The 21,933-nt window shown below is 33.1% G+C and carries 20 protein-coding genes; 12 read left to right on the top strand and 8 right to left on the bottom strand.

Annotated elements, in window-relative coordinates:
- Positions 1-2: 2 nt before the first annotated feature.
- From lysS to FJR47_RS05855, 3 genes are read right to left on the bottom strand one after another with little or no spacing between them, the layout of a single operon-like run.
- Positions 3-1,520, bottom strand: a complete 1,518-nt coding sequence (gene lysS / locus FJR47_RS05865) for a lysine--tRNA ligase (protein WP_152299516.1) — start codon at positions 1,518-1,520, stop codon at positions 3-5.
- The gene (locus FJR47_RS05860) at positions 1,521-2,009 is read right to left on the bottom strand and encodes a Fur family transcriptional regulator (RefSeq protein ID WP_152299515.1); all 489 of its coding nucleotides are present in this window, start codon (positions 2,007-2,009) and stop codon (positions 1,521-1,523) included. It lies immediately after the preceding gene.
- A gap of 1 nt (position 2,010) precedes the next feature.
- The gene (locus FJR47_RS05855) at positions 2,011-2,661 is read right to left on the bottom strand and encodes a CvpA family protein (RefSeq protein WP_152299514.1); all 651 of its coding nucleotides are present in this window, start codon (positions 2,659-2,661) and stop codon (positions 2,011-2,013) included.
- A gap of 373 nt (positions 2,662-3,034) precedes the next feature.
- On the opposite strand from FJR47_RS05855, the gene FJR47_RS05850 reads away from it, so the two are divergent.
- A complete protein-coding gene (locus FJR47_RS05850; protein ID WP_152299513.1) occupies positions 3,035-4,384 on the top strand; it encodes a class II 3-deoxy-7-phosphoheptulonate synthase in 1,350 nt (449 codons plus the stop codon).
- A gap of 15 nt (positions 4,385-4,399) precedes the next feature.
- Here FJR47_RS05850 and abc-f read toward each other — a convergent pair whose 3' ends face one another.
- Positions 4,400-6,337 (bottom strand): ribosomal protection-like ABC-F family protein, encoded by a 1,938-nt coding sequence (gene abc-f / locus FJR47_RS05845; protein WP_152299512.1) that lies wholly within the window; start codon positions 6,335-6,337, stop codon positions 4,400-4,402.
- A gap of 159 nt (positions 6,338-6,496) precedes the next feature.
- Between abc-f and FJR47_RS05840 the strand changes: the two genes are divergently transcribed.
- Entirely contained in the window at positions 6,497-7,894 is a 1,398-nt protein-coding gene (locus FJR47_RS05840) for an MBL fold metallo-hydrolase RNA specificity domain-containing protein (RefSeq protein ID WP_152299511.1), read from the top strand.
- Here FJR47_RS05840 and FJR47_RS05835 read toward each other — a convergent pair.
- Both FJR47_RS05835 and FJR47_RS05830 read right to left on the bottom strand, forming a co-directional pair.
- Positions 7,891-8,199 (bottom strand): hypothetical protein, encoded by a 309-nt coding sequence (locus FJR47_RS05835; RefSeq protein WP_152299510.1) that lies wholly within the window; start codon positions 8,197-8,199, stop codon positions 7,891-7,893. The two genes, FJR47_RS05840 and FJR47_RS05835, sit on opposite strands and share 4 nt — an antisense overlap.
- Before the next feature lie 5 nt (positions 8,200-8,204).
- A complete protein-coding gene (locus FJR47_RS05830; protein ID WP_152299509.1) occupies positions 8,205-9,035 on the bottom strand; it encodes a universal stress protein in 831 nt (276 codons plus the stop codon).
- A 236-nt stretch (positions 9,036-9,271) separates the two neighbouring features.
- Here FJR47_RS05830 and htpG point away from each other — a divergent pair, with 236 nt between their 5' ends.
- Positions 9,272-11,164, top strand: coding sequence for a molecular chaperone HtpG (htpG, locus tag FJR47_RS05825; protein WP_152299508.1), 1,893 nt, complete (start codon positions 9,272-9,274; stop codon positions 11,162-11,164).
- A 94-nt stretch (positions 11,165-11,258) separates the two neighbouring features.
- On the top strand, positions 11,259-11,756 hold the full coding sequence (locus tag FJR47_RS05820) for a hypothetical protein (RefSeq protein ID WP_152299507.1): 498 nt from the start codon (positions 11,259-11,261) through the stop codon (positions 11,754-11,756).
- On the opposite strand, the gene FJR47_RS05815 is transcribed toward FJR47_RS05820, so the two are convergent.
- Together FJR47_RS05815 and FJR47_RS05810 are read right to left on the bottom strand one after the other, a co-directional pair.
- On the bottom strand, positions 11,751-12,056 hold the full coding sequence (locus FJR47_RS05815; protein ID WP_152299506.1) for a hypothetical protein: 306 nt from the start codon (positions 12,054-12,056) through the stop codon (positions 11,751-11,753). The two genes, FJR47_RS05820 and FJR47_RS05815, sit on opposite strands and share 6 nt — an antisense overlap.
- 50 nt (positions 12,057-12,106) lie before the next feature.
- A complete protein-coding gene (locus tag FJR47_RS05810; protein ID WP_152299505.1) occupies positions 12,107-12,397 on the bottom strand; it encodes a DUF3817 domain-containing protein in 291 nt (96 codons plus the stop codon).
- A 147-nt stretch (positions 12,398-12,544) separates the two neighbouring features.
- Here FJR47_RS05810 and FJR47_RS05805 point away from each other — a divergent pair, with 147 nt between their 5' ends.
- The 8 genes from FJR47_RS05805 to FJR47_RS05770 all read left to right on the top strand — a co-directional run bounded on the left by FJR47_RS05805 (position 12,545) and on the right by FJR47_RS05770 (position 21,905).
- Complete coding sequence (locus FJR47_RS05805; protein WP_152299504.1) at positions 12,545-12,778, top strand: OadG family protein; 234 nt, start codon at positions 12,545-12,547, stop codon at positions 12,776-12,778.
- An 8-nt stretch (positions 12,779-12,786) separates the two neighbouring features.
- The gene (locus FJR47_RS05800) at positions 12,787-14,586 is read left to right on the top strand and encodes a biotin/lipoyl-containing protein (RefSeq protein ID WP_152299503.1); all 1,800 of its coding nucleotides are present in this window, start codon (positions 12,787-12,789) and stop codon (positions 14,584-14,586) included.
- Between the two features lie 10 nt (positions 14,587-14,596).
- The gene (locus FJR47_RS05795; protein WP_152299502.1) at positions 14,597-15,928 is read left to right on the top strand and encodes a sodium ion-translocating decarboxylase subunit beta; all 1,332 of its coding nucleotides are present in this window, start codon (positions 14,597-14,599) and stop codon (positions 15,926-15,928) included.
- A gap of 82 nt (positions 15,929-16,010) precedes the next feature.
- Positions 16,011-16,808 carry a biotin/lipoyl attachment domain-containing protein gene (locus FJR47_RS05790; protein WP_152299501.1) on the top strand — a complete coding sequence of 266 codons (798 nt, stop codon included), beginning with the start codon at positions 16,011-16,013 and terminating at the stop codon, positions 16,806-16,808.
- Entirely contained in the window at positions 16,801-18,537 is a 1,737-nt protein-coding gene (locus FJR47_RS05785; protein WP_152299500.1) for a molybdopterin-dependent oxidoreductase, read from the top strand. The genes FJR47_RS05790 and FJR47_RS05785 overlap by 8 nt, the downstream gene beginning before the upstream one ends.
- Positions 18,534-19,718 carry an aspartate aminotransferase family protein gene (locus FJR47_RS05780; protein WP_152299499.1) on the top strand — a complete coding sequence of 395 codons (1,185 nt, stop codon included), beginning with the start codon at positions 18,534-18,536 and terminating at the stop codon, positions 19,716-19,718. Before FJR47_RS05785 ends, FJR47_RS05780 begins: the two co-directional genes overlap by 4 nt.
- Positions 19,675-20,877: a TolC family protein gene (locus FJR47_RS05775; protein WP_152299498.1), complete on the top strand. Its 1,203-nt coding sequence runs from the start codon at positions 19,675-19,677 to the stop codon at positions 20,875-20,877. The genes FJR47_RS05780 and FJR47_RS05775 overlap by 44 nt, the downstream gene beginning before the upstream one ends.
- A gap of 29 nt (positions 20,878-20,906) precedes the next feature.
- Positions 20,907-21,905: an SAM-dependent methyltransferase gene (locus FJR47_RS05770; protein WP_152299497.1), complete on the top strand. Its 999-nt coding sequence runs from the start codon at positions 20,907-20,909 to the stop codon at positions 21,903-21,905.
- Positions 21,906-21,933: the final 28 nt, after the last annotated feature.

Genomic DNA, 21,933 nt, shown 5'->3' with positions numbered 1-21,933 from the left:
GTTTATTCCTCTTCATTTTGATTTTTTTCTTCTAAATTTATTGGTTTCATTGCAGGAAACAACAGAACATCTCTAATGGAGTGTTCATTTGTAAGAAGCATAACAAGTCTGTCAATACCTATTCCTTGTCCGGCAGTAGGTGCCATTCCGTAACTTAGTGCCTCAACAAAGTCGATATCCATCTCATGTGCTTCATCATCTCCGCTCTCTTTTGCTGCACCTTGTGCTTCAAATCTATGAAGCTGGTCTACTGGGTCGTTTAATTCACTAAAAGCATTTGCAATCTCCCGTCCTGCAATAAAGAGCTCAAACCGTTCTGTTATTTCATGGTTTTCATCGCTTCTTCTTGCAAGTGGAGAGATGGCAACAGGATACTCTGTGATAAATGTCGGGTTGATAAGTTTTGCTTCTACAAACTCGTCAAAAAGTTCTCCTTGAAGCTGACCTAAACTCATGTTTTCTTTTACATCAATATTTTTACTCTTTAAAAATGCAACTATTTTTTCTTTATCATTTACTATATCTTTAGGAACTCCTCCTATCGTGTAAAGTGATTCAATAAGAGGAACTTCACTAAATTTGCTAAAATCAATTTCTAAATCTCCATAAGGAAGCTGTGTTGGAAGATTTAGATGATCAAAAAGATATGTGAAATACTCTTTTGTGATTTCTATAAGATCTTTATATGTTTTGTACGCCCAATAAAACTCTATGGATGTGAATTCAGGATTGTGTGTTGCATCCATTCCCTCATTTCTAAAGTTTCTATTAATTTCAAATACAGCTTCAAATCCGCCGACAATAAGCCTTTTTAAATAGAGTTCAGGAGCAATTCTTAGATATCTGTCTACTCCAAGAGCATTGTGATGTGTAACAAAAGGTTTTGCATTTGCTCCGCCTGCAATAGGATGCATCATCGGAGTTTCAACTTCTAAAAAACCTTTTTCTTCAAAAAAGCGTCTAGTTAGAGAGATGACTTTTGAACGAATCTTAAATGTTTTTCTAACATCTGAATTCATAATAAGGTCAAGATATCTTTTTCTGTATCGCACCTCTTTATCTGTGATACCGTGAAATTTTTCAGGAAGAGGAGAGATGGCTTTTGTTAAAAGTTTTAGATTGTCTGCATGAAGCGAAAGCTCTCCTTGACCTGTTACGAAAGGATATCCTGTAACCTCTACAATATCACCGACTTCTATAAGTTTTTTAAAAATATCATTATAAAAGCCTTCGGGAAGATTGTCTCTGGCTACATAAATTTGAAGAGAACTGCTTTCATCTTCAATTTTGATAAAACTTGCTTTCCCCATAATTCTAAATAATTTTATGCGTCCACTAACTGTATACTCTCTATTTTCATCTCTTTTATTTTCTTTGTGAACAATATCAGAATTTACATTTAAAAATTTTTCAATAGATGTGTTTTTTCTAGACTCATTAGAATATGGGTTAATCCCCTGTTTTCTAAGAAATTCTGCTTTTTCAATTCTTTGTTGTATAAATTTGTTATTAAAAACCAATCATTTTTCCTTTATTTTTTTTTGGCACTCTTTGCAGATTCCATAAATTTGCATAGAATGGTCCTGCATATCGAAACCAAGTTCATCAGCTATTTTGCGCTGTCTCTCTTCTATTTTTTCATCTACAAACTCAATAATGCTCCCACACATTTTGCAGATAAAGTGATCATGATGATGTTTAGCGCCAAGTTCATATTTTTTTCCTTGTGCGCCAAAAGAGAGAGATGTAACCATGTCTGACTCTTCTAGAAGTGATAATGTTCTATATACAGTAGCAATTCCTGTTTTTAAATTTGGAAATTTTTCCTGTATTAGATTATGAAGTGATTCTGGTGTAAGATGTTCATCAGAGTTGTATAGAGTTTCAAGAATTACTTCTCTTTGAATTGTAAATTTTAGATTATTTTTTTTAAGCAACGCTTTAAAATCACTAAGTAACTGTTTGTACGCAACTGTTTTATCGTTAAAATCGGTTGTTATTTCAGACATGTTATTTATTCTCTTCTTCAGATAAATTTTGTTCTTCATTTTTATCTAATTTTTTCTTTGTATCTTCTAAAATTTCCAATGTAGAATTTTGTAGAGTTTCATCAATACTGTTTTGCATTATATCTGTACCCTTATCTATGGTTTTATTTATATCTTTAGAAATTTTCACAGGATCTATTTTCATAATAACGCTGCCCGTTTTGATTAATATCGGAAAAATCACACTCTTTTGCATAATAGAGTCAAGATTTGTTTTTATAGCTTTAATGTTATAAGCAGCATAAGCTATGACTGCGGCAATAAGAAAAAATTTACTTACACTAAATAAAAAACCTAAAATTTTATCAAAAATTCCAAGTCCGCTCAGTGAACTTAATTTTTTAAATATTAATCCTACTCCAATCATAAAGAGCCAGAATAGAAAAAGCGTAACTAAAAAACCTGTAAAATTAATAGCTGCGCTGTTTTCAAATTTAAAAATAGAATCACTTATAAGCTGGCCTGCTTTATCTCCAACACGAGAAGCTACAAATATACCTCCTATAATGCCTAAAAGACCGAATAACTCTTTAAAAAATCCGTTTATGATTCCTTTAAGTCCTAAGAAAAGAACAACAATTGAAACGATAATATCAAAATAACTAAATTCCATTATTTTATCACCTTAAAGATAGTGTTTTGATTACTGTTTTTGAAAGTGAACAAAGTTTTGTTGATTGTTGAAATAAATAAGTTTTCGAATTTGGTATTTTTAAGAAAATTAGCAGTTAAAGTTTTCAAGTTTATATCTTTTTGTTATATTTTTGTAATGTTTGTCTATTAAACTGTTTCAGTTTTGCTGTTTATATATTTAAATTTTTTTGGATGCTGTTAAATCCATAAAAAAATGTAGTGCATTATACATTTTTAACCATAAAAAAAAGCTTTTATGGTAATCAAAAAATTCTAATCAGTGCTATTTTAGGTATTATAAGGTAAAATAACAAAAAAATTATTGAGTTGTATTTTAAAAAAAAGGTTTTATTATGAGTATTTGGACCCCTTCTAGCTGGAGACAAAAGTCTATTATGCAACAGCCGACTTATCCAAACATGGATGAATTAAGCGATGTTTTAGCTGAATTAAAAAATTATCCGCCGCTTGTTTTTGCAGGTGAAGCACGCTCGCTTAAAAGTCAATTGGCTAATGTTGTTGAGGGGAATGCTTTTTTACTTCAAGGCGGTGATTGTGCTGAGAGTTTTAGCGAATTTCATGCAGACGGTATTCGTGATACATTTAAAGCAGTTTTGCAAATGGCAGTGGTTATGACTTATGCAGGGGGTCTTCCTGTAGTTAAGGTTGGACGCTTAGGTGGTCAGTTCGCAAAACCACGCTCTAGCGATACTGAAACTATCAATGGTGTAACGCTGGACTCTTATCGCGGTGATATTATAAATGGCGTTGATTTTACACCAGAAGCACGAACTCCAGATCCTCAAAGAATGATTAAAGCTTATAATCAATCAGCGGCAACGCTCAATTTAGTTCGCGCATTTGCTTCAGGCGGTATGGCTGATTTGCATAAAGTGCATCAATGGAATTTGGATTTTGCTCATCAAAGTGAAATAAATAAAAAATATGAAGATTTAGCTGAAGAGATTAGTAAATCTTTAAAGTTTATGGAAGCATGCGGAATTACATCTAAAACGCAGAGAACTTTGCGTGAAACTGATTTTTACACCTCTCATGAAGCACTTTTATTACCGTATGAAGAGGCATTTACAAGAAAAGATTCTATTACGGGAGATTGGTATGATACTTCCGCTCATATGTTGTGGATAGGCGATAGAACCCGTCAACTTGATGGTGCACATATAGAGTATATGAGAGGAATTCATAATCCTATAGGTGTGAAAGCGGGACCGACAATGAACCCTGAAGATTTGGTAAGACTTTGCGATATTTTAAACCCAAATAATGAGGCAGGACGCTTAAATGTTATTGTAAGAATGGGAGCGGATAAAGTTGCTGAGGGCATGCCAAAACTTATCCGTGCTGTTGAGAGAGAAGGTAAAAAAGTTCTCTGGAGTTGTGATCCGATGCATGGAAATACAATCAAATCATCAAATAACTTTAAAACGCGTCCTGTTGATGCTATTCTTAGAGAGATGAAACAGTTCTTTCAAGTTCATAAAGCTGAGGGTACATTTGCCGGTGGTGTTCATTTGGAAATGACGGGCAAAAATGTAACTGAGTGTATAGGCGGCTCATTTATTGTAACTGAAGAGGATTTATCTTCTCGTTATCACACGCACTGCGACCCTCGTTTAAATGCAAATCAAGCTTTAGAGTTGGCTTTTTTAATTGCCGATACTCTTAAAGAAGCTCAAAAATAGCTAATGCATAATGCGTTAGCTATTTATCTTTTCCTCTTTTTCTTGAATATTTAAAAGCTCTTCAACTTTTTTTTCATAGATGTTTTTAAGCTCTTCTAGCTCTTTTGCAAGTTGTGTTATGCCTATATCCTGATAACATAAAGGATCTGCCAAGCAGCTGTTTTTTTCTTCTATTTGTGCCTCAATAGACTCTATCTCTTCGGGCAGTTTTTCTAATGCAATCTTTTCTTTAAAAGTAAGTTTTAGCTCTTTTGGCTTACTCTCTTTTGTTTTAGGTTCTATTTTTTTACTCTCTTTTTCCATTTCGTCGAGTTCTTTTAGCTCTTTTTCTAGCTCTAAATACTCTGAATAGTTTTGGTAACTCTCCTCTATATGCTTGTCGTTTTTAAAAATAAAGAGTTTTTTTGCAATTTTGTCTACAAAATATCTATCGTGACTAACGATAATAACAGCTCCGCTAAAGTGAGTAAGCTGCTCTTCTAAAATATTGATAGTCGGAATATCCAGATCATTTGTCGGCTCATCCAGGATAAGAATATCGACATCTTTTGTAAAGAGCAGGGCGAGCGCTATACGATTTTTTTCTCCTCCGCTTAACACGCCTATCTTTTTATCTAAAAACTCCCGTGGAAAGAGAAAGTTTTTTAGATATCCAAATACATGCATATCACGACCGCGGACATTTACACGATCACCGCCATGCGGACAAAAAGTTTCTATAAGGTTTTTATCATCGTCGAGCATTTCGCGGTGTTGATCAAAATAGCCTATCTTGAATTCGCCTCTTTTTATAATTCCGCTTGTCGGCTTGATTCTTCCTAAAAGAACTTTTAAAAGCGTTGATTTTCCGCTTCCGTTTGGTCCGACGATAGCTATAACATCTTTTTGAAGAATTCTAGTACTGAAATTTTTTAAAAGCTTTTTATCTCCAAGTTTGATTCCAAGATTTTCCACTTCAAAGAGCATCTTTTGTCTGTTTACGCTTTTGTCGCGATTGAAATGTTTTGCTTCACGCTCTAGTTCAAGAGACATTTTTCGAATCTTAGAAGGATTCGTTTTTGCTTCTTCTCTTAGAGCCATAAGTCTCTCTTTACGACCTTCATTTCTTTTAAGTCTAGCTCTTACGCCTCTTGCAAACCACTCATTTTCTCTTTTGAGTATATCCAAAAGATTTTCATGCTGTTTTTGCAGAGTTCGCATATACTCTTCTTTTTGTGTTAAGTAGTTGCTGTATCCTCCGCTATATTCTCTTAAGGAGCAATCTTCAACTTCAACACTTTTTGTGGCTATTTTGTCTATAAAATATCTGTCATGCGAGATAAAAACAAGGGTAAATCTCTCTTTTAAAAGCAAATCTTCTAAAAATTCAACCATATATACATCAAGATGATTTGTAGGCTCATCTAGGAGTAAAATATCTGGTTTTTGAAGAAGCAGCGAAGCAAGAGCAACTCTTCTTTGTTCCCCGCCGCTTAGCATAGTAACAAGTTTATGTTCATACTGTTTAAGATCAAAATGTTGGATTATTCTCTCTATTTTATCATCTAAATTCCAAGCATTATGATGTTCAATGTAGCGGGAGAGTTTTTCATGTTCATCAATAAGAAGTCTATTCTCAAAATCATCAGCTAAAAGCAGAGAGAGTTCATTATATTTCTCTTTTGCCCTGTTTAATTCATCCAAACCCGCTTCAACAGCCTCTCTTACAGTGTCTGTCTCTTTAAAATGAGGTTTTTGCGCGAGCATTTTAACCTCTAAATTTTGTCTGATAATTCTCTCACCGGCGTCTTGTTCAAGAGTTCCGTTAATAATCTTCATAAGAGTGGATTTTCCGCTTCCGTTTTTACCGATTATTACAACTCTCTCCCCTTCATCTATATGAAAATTTATATCAGTTAAAATTTTTTGTGCTTCATAATGTTTTGATATGTTTAGTAGATCAATAAGTGCCATTTATATTTTTTATTTTTCCTGTTAGTTAGTTTTATAATAAAATGAATTATAGTATAAGTTTCATTATAGTTGGTTTTTTGCCAATAAAAAACAATATTAACCACAAAATTTACAAATTTAAAATATAATCAAATAATTGCAGTTATAAAAGGATTAATTATGGCAAAAGTAACATCATATGGGGCGGCGCAAACGGTGACGGGTTCTTGTCATTTGTTAAAAATAGGCTCTATAAATATTTTAATTGATTGTGGTATGTTTCAAGGAGATGGAGGCAGTAAGAGAAATTATGAGCCTTTTGGGTTTGAACCTTCAAAAATAAATTATCTTATTTTAACACATGCGCATCTTGATCATATCGGAAGAGTGCCAAAACTTTTCAAAGATGGATTTAGAGGAAGGATAATAGCAACAAAAGCTACTCGTGATATTGCAAAAATAATGCTTCTTGATAGTGCGGGTATATTATATGAAGAGTTTAAAACAATAAGCAAAAAAGCACGCAGACGCGGAGAAGAGGAGAGTGTAATGGAACCTCTTTACACTAAAGATGATGTAAAAGAAGTTTTTGCTAAGAAATGGTGTACGCTGAATTATTTTGAAGAGCACAAATTAAAACAACATATAAGAGTATCCTTGGGCAATGCCGGACATATTATGGGCAGCGCCTTCGTTATGATTGATTATCAAGAAGAAAATCAGCATAAGCGTGTGGTGTTTTCAGGAGATATCGGTTCTGCAGAGAGACTTATAATTGATGAACACAATAAAATTGATGAAGCAGATTCTCTTTTTATAGAGTCTACATACGGAGATCGTAAGCATAAACCTTTAGAACAGAGCGTAACTGAGTTTAAAGAGGCAGTTATTACAACGCTTAAACAAAAAGGCAATATTCTTATCCCATCTTTTGCTTTAGAAAGAACACAGGAAATATTGTGGCTGCTTCATGAAATGCATGACAACGGTGAACTGCCAAAATGCCGCGTTTTTTTAGACAGCCCGCTTGCTATAAAAGCAACAAAACTTTACAATAAGTATCCTGGCCATTTAAGTGATGAGCTTGAGTATTCCTCCGGAAATGGCAATGATCCATTTTCATTTGCTTGGCTTGAATCTACTACTACAAGAGATCAATCTATGGCAATAAATAAAGTAAAAGAGCGCTCTATAATAATTGCGGGAAGTGGTATGTGTACAGGTGGGCGTATTATGCATCATCTTAAACATAGACTTTGGAATTCAAAAAATGCAGTTATTTTTGTTGGATTTCAAGTTGAAGGAACATTGGGAAGAAGCATTGTAGATGGTCAAAAAATGGTTAAAATTTATGGAGAAGATATTGTTTCAAAAGCAAAAATCTATACAATTAACGGTTTCTCGGCTCATGCAGATCAAAGTGATCTTATTGACTGGATCAGACCTGTTAAAAATTTAAAAAATATCTACTTGATTCACGGTGAGAGTGATAAAATGGAGATTTTTGCAGATGCTATAAAAAATGAGTTGGGATATGATAGTCATATAATGAAAACAGGAGTTCCGGTAACTCTTTAACGGGCTTCATAGCATAGCTCTTTGGCGCTGTACCAATCAGCTATCTCTTTATCGCTGTAATGGTACTCTCGCTGAGAGAAAGGGATAGCACTGTTTCTCAATTTTGAACGGATGATGCCTATAATAATAAAAGTTAAAACTAATGTCAGCAAAGCTAAAAAAAAGTCATAAAGATACCATGCTGTTAAAGCTGATAAAAATATTGTATATTGTAAAAAAAGTCTCAACATAAAAGAGATCAATTTGCATTTTTTTGAGTAAAGTTTTGGTGTTGATTCTATTAATTCTATAAATTCTTCTTGCATTTTTTTTATTTTACAATAAAAACATCAACATCTGAGTGTTCTAAAATATCAAAAGCAAAAAAGCTTACATTATTTTGTACTGCATGGATTGCTATCAAGTCAAAATTAATATCAGCCATCTCTTCTTTAAAAGATTTAGGGCTTAAAGAACTTTTTTTAGCAGATGCTGAAATGTTTATATTTTTTGGTAACGCTAAAGAGTCTAAAAATGCATCTATTTTTTTTTGAGATTTTTTTTCTAGATCAGATTGATATTGAAGAAGATCTTCTTCATTAAACCCATATATGTCTATTTTATTGTCAAGAGGAGGAGAAAAAAGATTCAAAAGTTTTATATGTGAATTTGAAAAAATTTTGATAATTTCTCTTATGGCTTTTGCAGAATCATTTGATAAGTCTGTCAATACTAAAATATTTTGATATTCAAGATTATGATCACTTTTTACAACTAAAACAGGAATTTGTGCGTAATTGACTATCTCTTTTGTACTTGAACCCATAAAAAGTTCATTAAGAAAATGAGTTTCACCGCTTTTGCCCATGATAATCATATCAGCATCCAATATTTTTGCCGTGTTGTTTATCTCAACTTTTATTTTACCGCTTATACAATGATAATTCTCTTTTTTTAAGAGAGGAAAATCTTTGCTTAACTCTCTAAAAGTACTCTCTTTGATAGAATCTAAATCTATCTGTTTTAAAAATAACGGATTTTCAACTACATGAACTATATGAATATCTGCATCTTTTTTTTTAGCAAAATTAAGTGTTTTTTTTAAAACTACATAACTACTTTTTGAAAAATCAATGGGTACCAATATTATGAATTTTTTCATATTAACTCTTCATTTTAAATAATTTTTATAGCTGTTTTCATGATAATTATAACTAATTTCTATCAAAATTTTAGTTATATTAATAAATAAAATTAAATTTGTTTTTGTTTGGGTAAATAAAAAATCAGACTAAAATAACTTTAGTCTACCGGACTAAATAATATTGATTTGATTTGTAACTATTAACTTTTTTTTGTTAAAATCATGAAAATTATTTAACTTAAAGGATAAAAAAGATGGCAAAACATCAATTTCAAACAGAAGCAAATCAAATATTAAATCTTATGATACATTCACTCTACTCAAACAAAGAGATATTTATTCGTGAATTGATCTCAAATGCGTCAGATGCACTTGATAAGTTAAATATGCTTGTTTTAACAGATGATGCATACAAAGGGATTGCTTTTTCACCTCGTATCGATATTGTTGTAGATAAAGAAACAAAAACACTAACAATAAAAGACAGCGGTATCGGTATGAATGAAGAAGACCTAATGAACAACTTAGGTACAATCGCAAAATCAGGAACAAAAGCCTTTTTAGAAAATCTTACAGGGGATCAAAAAAAAGATTCTAATCTTATAGGTCAGTTTGGTGTCGGTTTTTATGCTTGTTTTATGGTTGCGCATAAAGTAGAGGTTACGACAAAAAAAGCGGGTGAAGATAAGGCATATTTGTGGACAAGCAAAGGTGATGGCGAATTTGATATAGAAGATGCTTCTATGGAGGGTCACGGTACTCAAATCGTTATGTATCTAAATGAAGATGATGAAGAGTTTTTAGATAGCTATAGAATCGAAAATATCATTAAAAAGTATTCAAATCACATTCCATTTCCTATCTTTATGGATAAAGAGAAGTATATTCCTGCAAAAAAAGATGATGAGGGCAATGAGATAGAACCATCAAAAAATGAGATAGAAAATGTTCAAATCAATCGTGCAAATGCTCTTTGGACAATCTCAAAAAGTGAGATAAAAGATGAGGAGTATAAAGATTTTTATAGCACAATTGCACACTCTTCAGAAGAGCCTCTTGCCTGGATGCATAATAAAGCAGAGGGTGCTATAGAGTATACAACACTTTTTTACATTCCATCTAAAGCGCCTATGGATCTCTACAGAGTGGATTATCAAACAGGTATCAAACTTTATATAAATCGCGTTTTTATTACAGATGATGAAAAAGAGCTTATGCCGACATATATGAGATTTCTGCGCGGTGTGATTGACTCGAAAGATCTGCCTCTTAATGTTTCAAGAGAGATTTTACAATCAAATGCTGTAATGGCAAAGATTAGAAATGCTTCAGTGAAAAAAGTGCTCTCAGAACTTGCAAAGATTGCTAAAAACGATAAAGAAAAATACAGTACATTTTTTAAAGAGTTTGGAAATGTTTTAAAAGAGGGGCTCTACAGCGATTACGGCAATCGTGAAAAAATCCTCGAACTGATGAAATTTAATACGCTTGAATCTAATGAGATGGTAATGTTTGAGGATTTTTTGAAAAATGTGGATGAAGAGAAAAAAGAGATCTACTATATTACAGGCAAAACTTCACTCTCAATGCTTAAAAATTCTCCGGCGCTTGAGAGATTTAAGTCTCGCAACATCGATGTATTAATTTTAAATGAAGAGGTTGATACCATTATTTTCCCGATGATAACGGAGTATAAAGAGTATAAATTTGTACATGTTAGTGACGCAAAATTTGAAGAGAGTGAAGAGGAGAAAAAAGCTGAAGAGGAGACATCTAAAACTTTTGAGGGATTGACTAAAGAGCTTAAAGACATTTTAGGTGATAATGTAAAATCTGTCGAAACAACTTTTGATTTAGTTGATTCCCCAGTAAAATTAAAAGAAGATAAAGAAGATCCAGCCTATATGATGGCTAAAATGATGAAACAGATGGGACAAGATACAGGAGCCCCGGCTCCGGCTCCGATCTTACAGATAAATCCAAAGCATGAGTTAATTATAAAATTAAAAGATTCTGCAGATCAAAATCTTATTCATGATGCTGCTCATGTATTGCTTGATCAAGCAAAACTTTTTGACGGAGTGGAACTTGAGGATACTGCAGATTTTATTTTAAGATTAAATAGAATTATTTCAAAAGCAATATAATCATTATGAGTGCATTTGTAGCACTCATGATTTGTTTAAATATTTTTTTATTAATGGTTAAAATAATAAAACAAAATTATGATATTTTATTGTTATGAATAATAGTTTAAAAAACATACAAGATACTCAGCTTTGCAATAATATTGATAAATTGTTAAGTGAAGGTGACTCTTTTCTTGAAAAAAATCTTTCAGATTTGAAAATATCTAGCTATTGTTACCAGATTAACGAAGCGGTTAATGAGCTCTCTTTAGAAGAGGAGATTATTAATGAACTTATTGAAGATTATGTTATACAAATTTTAAAATCAACAATATTTTTTTATAAACATATTCAAGAACTTAAAAAAAATAAACTAGAAAACAGACCTTTAAATTATATAAATATTCGAAATTTAGCCCATAAAAATTTAGGTGTTGCTAGAAACCTTCATATCAAAGATGCGGAAAAATTATTGAAATTAATAATGAATGAAAATGACTTAGAATCTTTAGAGATATATATTAAAGCTTTAGAAATAACTGCAATTAAATTAAATCCGCTATGTGCTTATGAAACACTAAATTTGATTAAAGCTAAAAATTTTTTATAATTTGTTTAATCGATCTGTAGTCATATAAATCCAAAAATCTTTATGTGTATAGCCTTTGTTTAAAAAGAATATTTGTAATACTGCAACTCTGTAAAGAGTAATTAGCATTTTTGCATATGGAATAAAAAGACTAAGACTAACAAGTAATGGTTGCTCTTTATTACCCTTGTTTCTAATCATCTCCTGCATGCCTATATTTTTACTAAGATAAACACCAAATATTATAGAAAAAACAAAATTCATCATAAGACCAAATATAATATATGCGATAAAATCTTGTTCATTTATTCCGGCAATCATAAAAATTCCTCTCTTATTTAATCCAATTATTTTAACGCAAAAAAACTTTTTTATTCATAAGTTTTTATTGTAGCTTTTGTAAAAAAAGTTCCAAACGGTACAAGAGAGGCTATAAAAAACAGTATATTTTTTTTAAATGGCCATTTTGCTTCATACCATGCTCTTACTAAAAGGATACAAAAAAGTATAAAAAGTATTCCGTGAATCATGCCTACTACTTTTACTGCCAGAGGTATATCCATAAAGTATTTCATCGGCATTGCTATAAAAACGAGTGCTAAATAGGAGTATCCTTCTATTGTATTTATCCGCCCAAATTTTACTACATTTTCATTTTTCACAGCTTGTCCTATAGAAATTTTTTATGAATTATATAATCAAAAAGTAACAATTTAGCTCTTTGTCATAATTTAAAAAAGAGCAACAAGCCTTTTTAAACATTAATATAATACAATATGCGCGAAATATGAAAGAAAAGGTATATGAATATGGATACTAACCTTGTATTAGAGGGTTTAAAATTTATGGGTGTAGGGATGGGAGCAGTATTTTTGTTTCTTGCAATCCTAATATTTTTGATAGCTATGATGTCAAAAATTATACATAGATATTTTCCCGAAGTTCAACCAAGCAATAGTAATTCAGAATCAAGTCTTCAAGATAAGCAAAAAAAAATCGTTGCAGCTATAACAGCAGCAATTAAATTTCATAGAGAAAGTTAAGGATTAGTATGGCTAAAAAATTTATAGATATAATGGACACAACTTTTAGAGATGGTTTCCAGTCAGTGTTCGGTGGTCGTGTATTGATGAATGATTTTTTTCCGGCTGTAGAAGCTGCGAAAACTGCCGGAATCAACCATTTCGAATTTGGGGGTGGTGCGAGATTTCAGTCTTTGTATTTCTATTTAAGAGAAGATGCATTTGAAATGATGGACAGATTTCGTGAGATTGTAGGACCTGATGCAAATCTTCAAACTTTAGCTCGTGGTGTTAATACTGTAATGTTGGATACTGGTTCTAAAGAATTAATAGACTTACATGCAAAAATGTTTAAAAAGCATGGTACAACAACTATTAGAAATTTTGATGCTTTAAATGATGTAGAAAATTTGAAATATTCAGCTCAAAGAATTACGCATCATGGTTTAAAGCATGAAGTAGTAGTAACTATGATGGATTTGCCTCCGGGATGTTATGGTGCGCATACTGTAGAATTTTATGAAAAAACACTTAGAGAAATATTAGATAGCGGAATACCTTATGACAGCATCTGTTTTAAAGATGCATCAGGTACTTCAAATCCACAAAAAGTTTTTGAAACTATACAAATGGCAAGACAATTAATACCTGAGGGAACACACTTAAGACTTCATACACATGAAACGGCTGGAGTGTCAGTTGCAGCGTATATGGCTGCTTTAGAGGCAGGTGTTGATGGAATAGATATGGCTGCAGCACCTGTAAGCGGCGGAACAAGTCAACCAGATATTTTAACAATGCTTCATGCTACTAAAGGTATGGATTATGATCTTGGCGGATTAGAAATCAGTAAAATTCTTACCTATGAAAAAGAGCTTCAAAACTGTTTGTCTGATTATTTTATGCCTCCTGAAGCAACAATGGTTTCTCCTATTATTCCATTCTCTCCAATGCCGGGCGGTGCGCTTACAGCGAATACTCAAATGATGCGCGATAACGGTATGTTGGATAAATTTCCGGAAGTTATTGCTGCAATGACTGAAGTTGTAGAAAAAGGGGGATATGGGACATCTGTAACTCCTGTGTCACAATTTTATTTTCAACAAGCACTTAATAATGTTATGCAAGGTCCATGGAATGCAATAGCTCCTGGATATGGAAAAATGGTGCTTGGATATTTTGGCAAAACTCCAGTTGCGCCTGATCCTGAAATTGTTAAGATAGCTTCTGAGAAGTTAGGCTTGCCGCCTACAACTGAAAAAGCTATAGATTTGGCAAATGCTGATGAAAGTAAGTCATTAAATACATGGATAAACAAATTAAAAGAAGAAAATATTGAGATAACCGAAGAAAATATTTTTATTGCAGCAGCTTGTCAAGACAAGGGTATCACCTTCTTAAAAGGAGAAGGTGAACTAAATGTTCGTAAAAAATCAAATATGAAAAAAGAAGAAGAAGGAAGTTCAAAAATGGGTAGTGGAAGTTATACAGTAGTAGTAGATGGTCAAAAATTTAGTGTTCAAGTTGCAGAGGGTGATGCAGATATTCAAGTTACAGCGGTAGATGGAGAGAGCATAGAGCCTCCAAAGCCAAAAGCTGCTCCATCATCAGGCAATAGTTTAGATATTAAAGCATTACTACCAGGAAATGTTTGGAAAATTGTTGCAAATCCGGGACAAAGTGTAAATGAAGGAGATGTTATTATGATTTTAGAATCTATGAAAATGGAGATTGATGTTGTAGCACCTAAAGGTGGTGTCGTTAAAACAATCAATGTTGCTACAAATGATAAAGTAGTAGAAGGTCAAGTCGTAGCAGTGCTAGGCTAGGATAATATAAATGAAAAAAAATGTAATAAAAATTGTCACGCTGTTTTTGCTTTTTAGTTTTAACACTGTTTTTGCTTCTACGATTTCAGCTGATACATTAGTTGATGCAACGGCTACTAAAAACGAAACTTATCATGCCAAGCCTTTTCTAGAAATGATTGATGGATTTTTAGAATCTACAGGAGTGAGTGCTCTTGTAAATCCAAATCCAAATGAATTAAGCTCTCATGGGGAGACAATGAGCGATTTTCATAAATCATGGGGTAGAATTATTATGATTTTAATAACATTTTTACTCTTTTATCTTGCAATAGCAAAAGGTTTTGAGCCTCTTCTTCTTCTTCCAATAGGTTTTGGCGGACTTTTGGCAAACATTCCTATTGCAGGAATTGCAGGACATGACGGTTTCTTGGGTATTATGTATGAGATGGGTTTGGCAAATCAGTTTTTTCCTATTTTGATATTTATGGGAGTAGGTGCCATGACCGACTTCGGTCCACTTCTCTCAAACCCTAAGACTGCACTTCTTGGTGGTGCTGCACAGTTTGGTATCTTTGGAACACTTGTCGGAGCTGTTGCTCTTGCTCAGTATACGCCTCTTTTTGACTTTACGCTTCAACAGGCTTCTGCAATTTCGATTATCGGAGGAGCTGACGGTCCGACCTCTATATTTATAGCGACAAAACTCGCTCCCGAACTTTTAGGAGCTATTGCGGTTGCTTCCTACTCATATATGGCAATGGTTCCGATTATTCAACCTCCTATTATGAAGGCACTTACAACAGATGCTGAGAGAAGAATCAAGATGAGTACCATGCGTCATGTATCTCGTTTAGAGAAATTGGTTTTTCCTATTATGGTTTTAGTGCTTGCTATCTTAGTTCTTCCTGATGCAACGCCTCTTATTGGTGCGTTTATGTTTGGTAACTTCCTTAAAGAGAGCGGTGTTGTTGACAGACTCTCAGATACAATGCAAAATGCGCTTATCAATATAGTTACTATCTTTTTAGGACTAGCCGTTGGTTCAAAACTAGCCGCAGATCAGTTTTTAGTTGCAGATACTTTAGCTATATTAGCGCTTGGTATAGTGGCATTTTCTGCAGGAACAGCTGCGGGTGTTATTATGGCTAAGATTATGAATCTCTTTCCTGGAAACAAGATAAATCCGCTTATTGGTTCTGCAGGTGTTTCTGCTGTTCCTATGGCGGCTCGCGTATCTAACAAAGTTGGTATGGAATATGATCGCTCAAATATGCTTCTAATGCATGCGATGGGCCCAAATGTTGCCGGTGTTATCGGTTCAGCTGTTGCAGCTGGTGTTCTTATTTCACTGTTTCAGTAATTAAACTTTCGATAACATGTAATATTAAAAAAAATATTACATGTTTACGGGTAACCTTATAAAAATATAAAAGGTGTTTATAATGAAAATATTTGCTCTACTTTTTTTACTGTTTAGTTTCTCATATGCTAAAGTTTATTATGCCAAGGTTGAACCATTTGAAATGAGAAGTATATCTTCAAATGTATCTGGATTAATTGTTTATGCTGATGAAAATTTAATAGGCAAAAAACTTTCTGCTGAGCCATATATTAAAATAGATTCTGAAATTGATGAAAAAGAACTTAAATTAACAAAAGAAAAATTAATGTATACAAAAAACAGTTTAGAGATAAACGAAGCTGTTTTAGTAAACCTTGAAGATTCTCTTGTGAAAAAAAGAGAAAATTATAGAAAAATAGAGCCTTTGAAATTTAAATCATCTGTTGAAAAAGATAAAGAATTTTATGATTTGATAACAAGTGAAAACCTATACTTAAATACAAAAAAAGAGATTCAAAATTTAAAAGTTCAAATTTCAGATTTAAAATTAAGAATAGCGCAGCTTGAGAGAAGTATTAAAGATAAAAATTTAGTTGCAGAGAATTTTGTGCTCTATGAAATGCTTGTAAAACCGGGTCAAGTTGTCAGTGTAGCAGCTCCTTTGGCAAAAGTAGCTGATGTTTCAAAAGCACTGCTTACAATATATCTAGATGAACCTGATGTAATCAATTCAAAAGAAAAAGTTATCTATATAGATGATAAAAAAACATCATATAACATTTCAAGACTTTTAAATATTGCAGATAGTAAAAATATATCCAAATATATGGCTCAGATTATTATAAAATCACCAAAGTTATTTTCAAAACTTGTTAAAGTAGAACTAAGAGATGAGTAGTATTACCGCATGTCCATTAGATTGTTATGATGCATGTGAAATTGTTTACGAAAATGGTAAATTAAAAGGTTTAAAAAATGGTTATACGCAAGGTTTTTTGTGCCCGCATTTAAATCATTTTCATAAAAATAAATTTATAGAAAAACCGCGATATAATGGCAAAGAGATCTCTATGTCTGAAGCATTGCAAACTCTTAAAGAGATGATAGAAGAGAGTGAAAAAGATGAGATTTTGCACTATAGAGGAAATGCAAATTTTGCTTTGATGCAAGAGGTGACAGATCACTTTTTTGCTTCTTATGGTGCGGTACTGACTGAAGGAACCCTTTGTGACGGAGCAGGGGAGGCCGGAATAGTAGAGGGAAGAGGCAGCAATAAAAATATGCCAATTACTGAGATTGTAAAATCTGATGTAGTTATATTTTGGGGAAGAAATCCGCATACGACATCCAGTCATATTTTGCCACTTATAAAAAATAAAACTGTTATTGTTATCGACCCTGTAAAGACAAAAATCGCTAAGATTGCTGATATCCACATTCAGTTAAAACCTCATACTGATATTTTTTTAGCAATGTTGCTTAGTCGTTTTCTCTATATTGAAGATGAGTGTAATGAAGAGTTTTTGGATAAATATGCAAGTGAATATGAAGATTATTATGAATTAACACAAAACATAAGAATCAAAGCTGTTTTAGAAGAGATAGATGTCTCGCTTGGTGATCTTGGGGATATTCTTAGAGTTATAAAAGATAAAAAAGTTGCAATTGTTTGCGGCGTCGGTATACAAAAATATAGTGACGGTGCTGATATTATGAGAGCTATCGATGCTTTTGCTGCAATACTGGGGCTTTTTGGAAAAGAGGGCTGCGGTGTAAGTTATCTTGGTGCATCAAGAGATGGAATAACTTCTCCTTTTTTTACAAAATCAAAAAAAGTTTCTAAAGTAGATACAGAGTTTGGCAATTTTAAAACTCTATTTATTCAAGGAGCAAATCCGCTTTCTCAAATGCCAGACACTACAAGAGTAAAAGAGTCTATAAGCAAAGTAAAAAATATTGTTTATTTTGGACTTTATGAGAATGAGACAAGTGAAGTTGCACATTTGATTATTCCGGCGAAGAGTTTTTTATATAAAAACGACATAAGGACATCATACTCGCACAACAAAATCTCTTTTATGCCTAAAGTTATCTCTAGTGATGTTGGAATCAGTGAATATGATTTGAGCGCTTATTTATGCAAAGAGTATGGAATTTCGTTAGAGAGTGAAGAGTTTTATCTTAAGTATTTTAAAAAATTTGCGGTTCAGAAGATAGATGGTTTTTGGTATGTTGAAGATAGAGAAACAGTTCCTTACAGAGATGGTTTTGATACGGATGATGCTCAATTTGTTTTTTTGGATGAATTAGATTCAAAAATAGATGAAGAAGAGAGCGGGATGTATCTTATAACATGCAAGAGTCCTGTAAGTTTAAATTCTCAATTTCATCGTGATGATAGTGTATATCTGCATAGTTCTTTGGGATTTTCAGAGGATGAGATAGTTACAGTCTCTTCGGTTTCAGGCAGTGTCGAGTTAAAGGTGAAGCACAATGATGATTTGCGAAAGGATTGTGTTTTAATCTATAGCGGCACAAAAGGTGTTAATAATTTGACAACATCAAAGCATGCTCTTTATACAAAAAGTGCAATATTTCAAGAAAATAAGGTAGAAATCAACAAATGAATAATATTATAGATTTAGATAAAAAATATGTTTTACCTACATATGCAAGAGCAGATGTAGAGTTTGTAAGTGGTGATAATGCAAGATTGGTTGATGCAAATGGTAAAAAATATATTGATTTTGCTTCGGGCATTGCAGTTGTAAGTGTTGGACATGCAAATAAAAGAGTAAATGATGCTATTTGTAAACAACTTTCAAATATTACACATACTTCAAATCTTTACTATATCGCGCCACAAGCTAGAGCAGCGCAAAAAATAGTAGAGGCTAGCGGTTATGATATGAAGTGTTTTTTCGGAAACAGCGGAGCGGAAGCAAATGAAGGAGCCATAAAGATAGCAAGAAAATTTGGCGAAAAAGATGGAGAGATAAAAAGATATAAAGTGATAACGCTGCAACACTCTTTTCACGGCAGAACTATTACTACAGTAAAGGCTACAGGTCAAGCTTATATGCATAATTATTTTGGTCCATACCCTGATGGATTTGTTTATGCAGAAAACATAGAACATGTTGAGAGTTTGGTTGATGCGCATACTTGTGCAGTTATGATAGAACTTGTTCAAGGTGAGGGTGGTGTGCAGCCGCTAGATAAAGAAGCGGTTCAAAAGCTGGCAAAATTTTTAAAATCAAAAGATGTATTGCTTATTGTCGATGAAGTGCAAACCGGAGTTTACAGAACAGGAAAATTTTTAGCATCAAACTATTATGATATAGAGCCTGATGTTGTAACTCTTGCAAAGGGCCTTGGCGGCGGTGTTCCAATCGGTGTCGTTATGACTACCTTAAAAGATATTTTTAGCGCAGGAGACCACGGCTCAACATTTGGCGGAAACTTTTTAAGTACGGCAGCAGCATGTGAAGTTGTAGATATATTAAACGAGATGAATGAGAGCGGTGAACTTCAAAAAAATATAGAGTATTTTGATAGTGAGCTGGAAAAATTTTATAATGCCCATAAAGATATATTTACTTCCAAAGTCGGAATCGGAATGATGTGCGGACTTCGTGTAAAAGATGGTGAAACACTTGCAAAAATAATCTCTAACGCAAGAGAAGAGGGCGTGATAGTTTTAAGAGCCGGAAAAGATACGCTTAGGCTATTACCGGCTTTAACAATTACGAAAAAGGAAGTAGATGAAGGTTTTAAATCTCTCAATAGCGCTGTCACTTCTTTGTAGTTCACTGCTCTTTAGCGATGAAGAGTTAGACAGCTATATTTCGCAAAACAAAAAAGAGCAGTTTATTTATGATTATGAAAAAAATGAAGCTGAGAGTTCAAAGCTTCGAGATTCATGGATTGCTCCTCTTAATTTAAACTATACGCACTCAAAAAGTGATCCTTACGGTGAGCAGCAAACTTCTGAGAGCGCTTCTATAAAAATGGATCAGCCGATTTTTCAAAGCGGCGGTATCTACTATGGAATTAAGTTCGCCGAGGCTTCTAGAATTTACTCTGATTATTCTATAGATGTTGCAAAAAGAAAGTTGGTAAAAGATGCTGTCTCTTTGTTGATGCAGATTAAGCAGATTGATCTAAAAGTCAGCAAGCAAAAACTTCAAATTGAAAATTCTGAGATAAATCTTGCACAAAAAAAAGAGGATTATTTAAACGGTCAGCTTGATTCTGGCTTTTTAGACAGTGCTATTATTGATAGAAATATTTTGATTCAAGCACTTTATGATTTAGAAACAAACAAAGAGAGATTGATCTCAAAGTTTAATGCTATAAGCGATATGAATTATAAAAATGCGTTTGTACCAAATTTAAATATTTTAACACAAGAGCAATTTTTAAAGCATAATATAGTTTTAGGTATGTCTGAGAGCGAGATCGTTAAAAACAGATATGCCAAAGATGTAACGGTGGCACAATACCTTCCAAAGGTGAATATAACTGCAGGATACAACTGGGATAAGAGTGACAGCATATATCAGTTTGGTTCAGCAAAAGAGAAAGATTATTATAACTTTGGGTTTAAAGTAAATCTGCCTTTGGATATCAACACCTTCAGAGATATAGAGTCTTCAAAAATTGATTATCTTAAATCACAACTGCTTGTTGAAGACAAGATGAGAGAGTTAAAAGCAATCTTTGAGCAGGTAATGCAGAATATAGAAAACTTTGAGAGAAAAAAACAGCTTAGCGTTGAAAATATGGAACTTTATGAAAAGTTATTATCAGATACAAAAGAGCTTTATCAGGCGGGTTATAAAACACAATATGATGTAGAGTTGCTGCAAAATTCTGTTGCAATTCAAAAAAGCGATGTAAAGATATACGAACTTGACAAGCAGCTAGAGCTATTAACGCTTTATGAGATGTATAAAAATGATTAGGCGTAAATGTAAATGCACTAAGGCGGTAAATGGCGAGTCGTAAATTTAGCGATTATATGAGTGATTGGCTCTATGGAAAAGATGGATACTATGCTACTTACAAAGAGATAGGCAAAAGCGGAGATTTTTACACGGCAGTCAGTACGAGTAAATTTTTTGGCGGTACCATTGCAAAACATATTATCTCTTTGGTTGATGAAGGGTTTTTAAAAGAGGATGGCGTTGTTTGTGAAATCGGTGCGCATCACGGTTATTTTTTAGCAGATATTATAGAGTTTATATATACTCTGAGACCAAAGCTTTTAGAGAGTCTGAAGTTTGTTATTATAGAGAGATTTGATGCACTTCAGGAGTTTCAGAAGAATTATTTTAAAGAGAGTTTTGGTAATGTTGTCTCTCTTACACACTATAAATCCCTGAGTGAATTAAAGTGTGAAAATGCTTTTTTTATAGCAAACGAGATATTTGATGCATTTCCGTGTGAGTTATATTATAAAGGAAAAAGTGCAAGAGTAGATGGACATGAAGTCATCTTTGATTTAGATGACAAATGGGTAAAAAACAAGGCACAGAAATATCACAAAGATAGAGGCGAGATAGCTATCGGATATGAAGAGTTTGCTTTAAGCATGGTATCTGCATGTAAGAAGTTTGAGTTTATGAGTTTTGATTATGGAGAGATGCAGGCGCGTCCTGATTTCTCGCTGAGAGTTTATGCAAAACATGAAGTGATTCCGTTTTTCGATGAAAATATAAAAAGAGATGAGCTCTTTGCAAAATCTGATATAACATATGATGTCACATTTGCTCATGTAAAAGATGCTTATGAAGAGGCGGGCGTAGAGTTTATAGAGCTGAAGGCTCAGATGAGTGCCCTTGTTGAGATGGGTATTTTAGAACTGCTTGAGATACTAAAAGCAAATGTAGAAGAGAAGCTCTATAAACAAGAGTTGGAAAAAGTAAAAATATTGATAATGCCAAATTTTTTAGGCGAACGCTTTAAAATGATAAGGTTTAGAAAAAAGTAGATCCTTGACATGTTTTAGATGTCAAAGA

The organism is Sulfurimonas xiamenensis (genome assembly GCF_009258045.1).
In the GTDB taxonomy this organism is placed as follows: Bacteria; Campylobacterota; Campylobacteria; order Campylobacterales; family Sulfurimonadaceae; genus Sulfurimonas; species Sulfurimonas xiamenensis.
The sequence above is the reverse complement of the archived record's forward strand: the minus strand, read 5'-3'. Positions and strand labels throughout refer to the sequence as shown.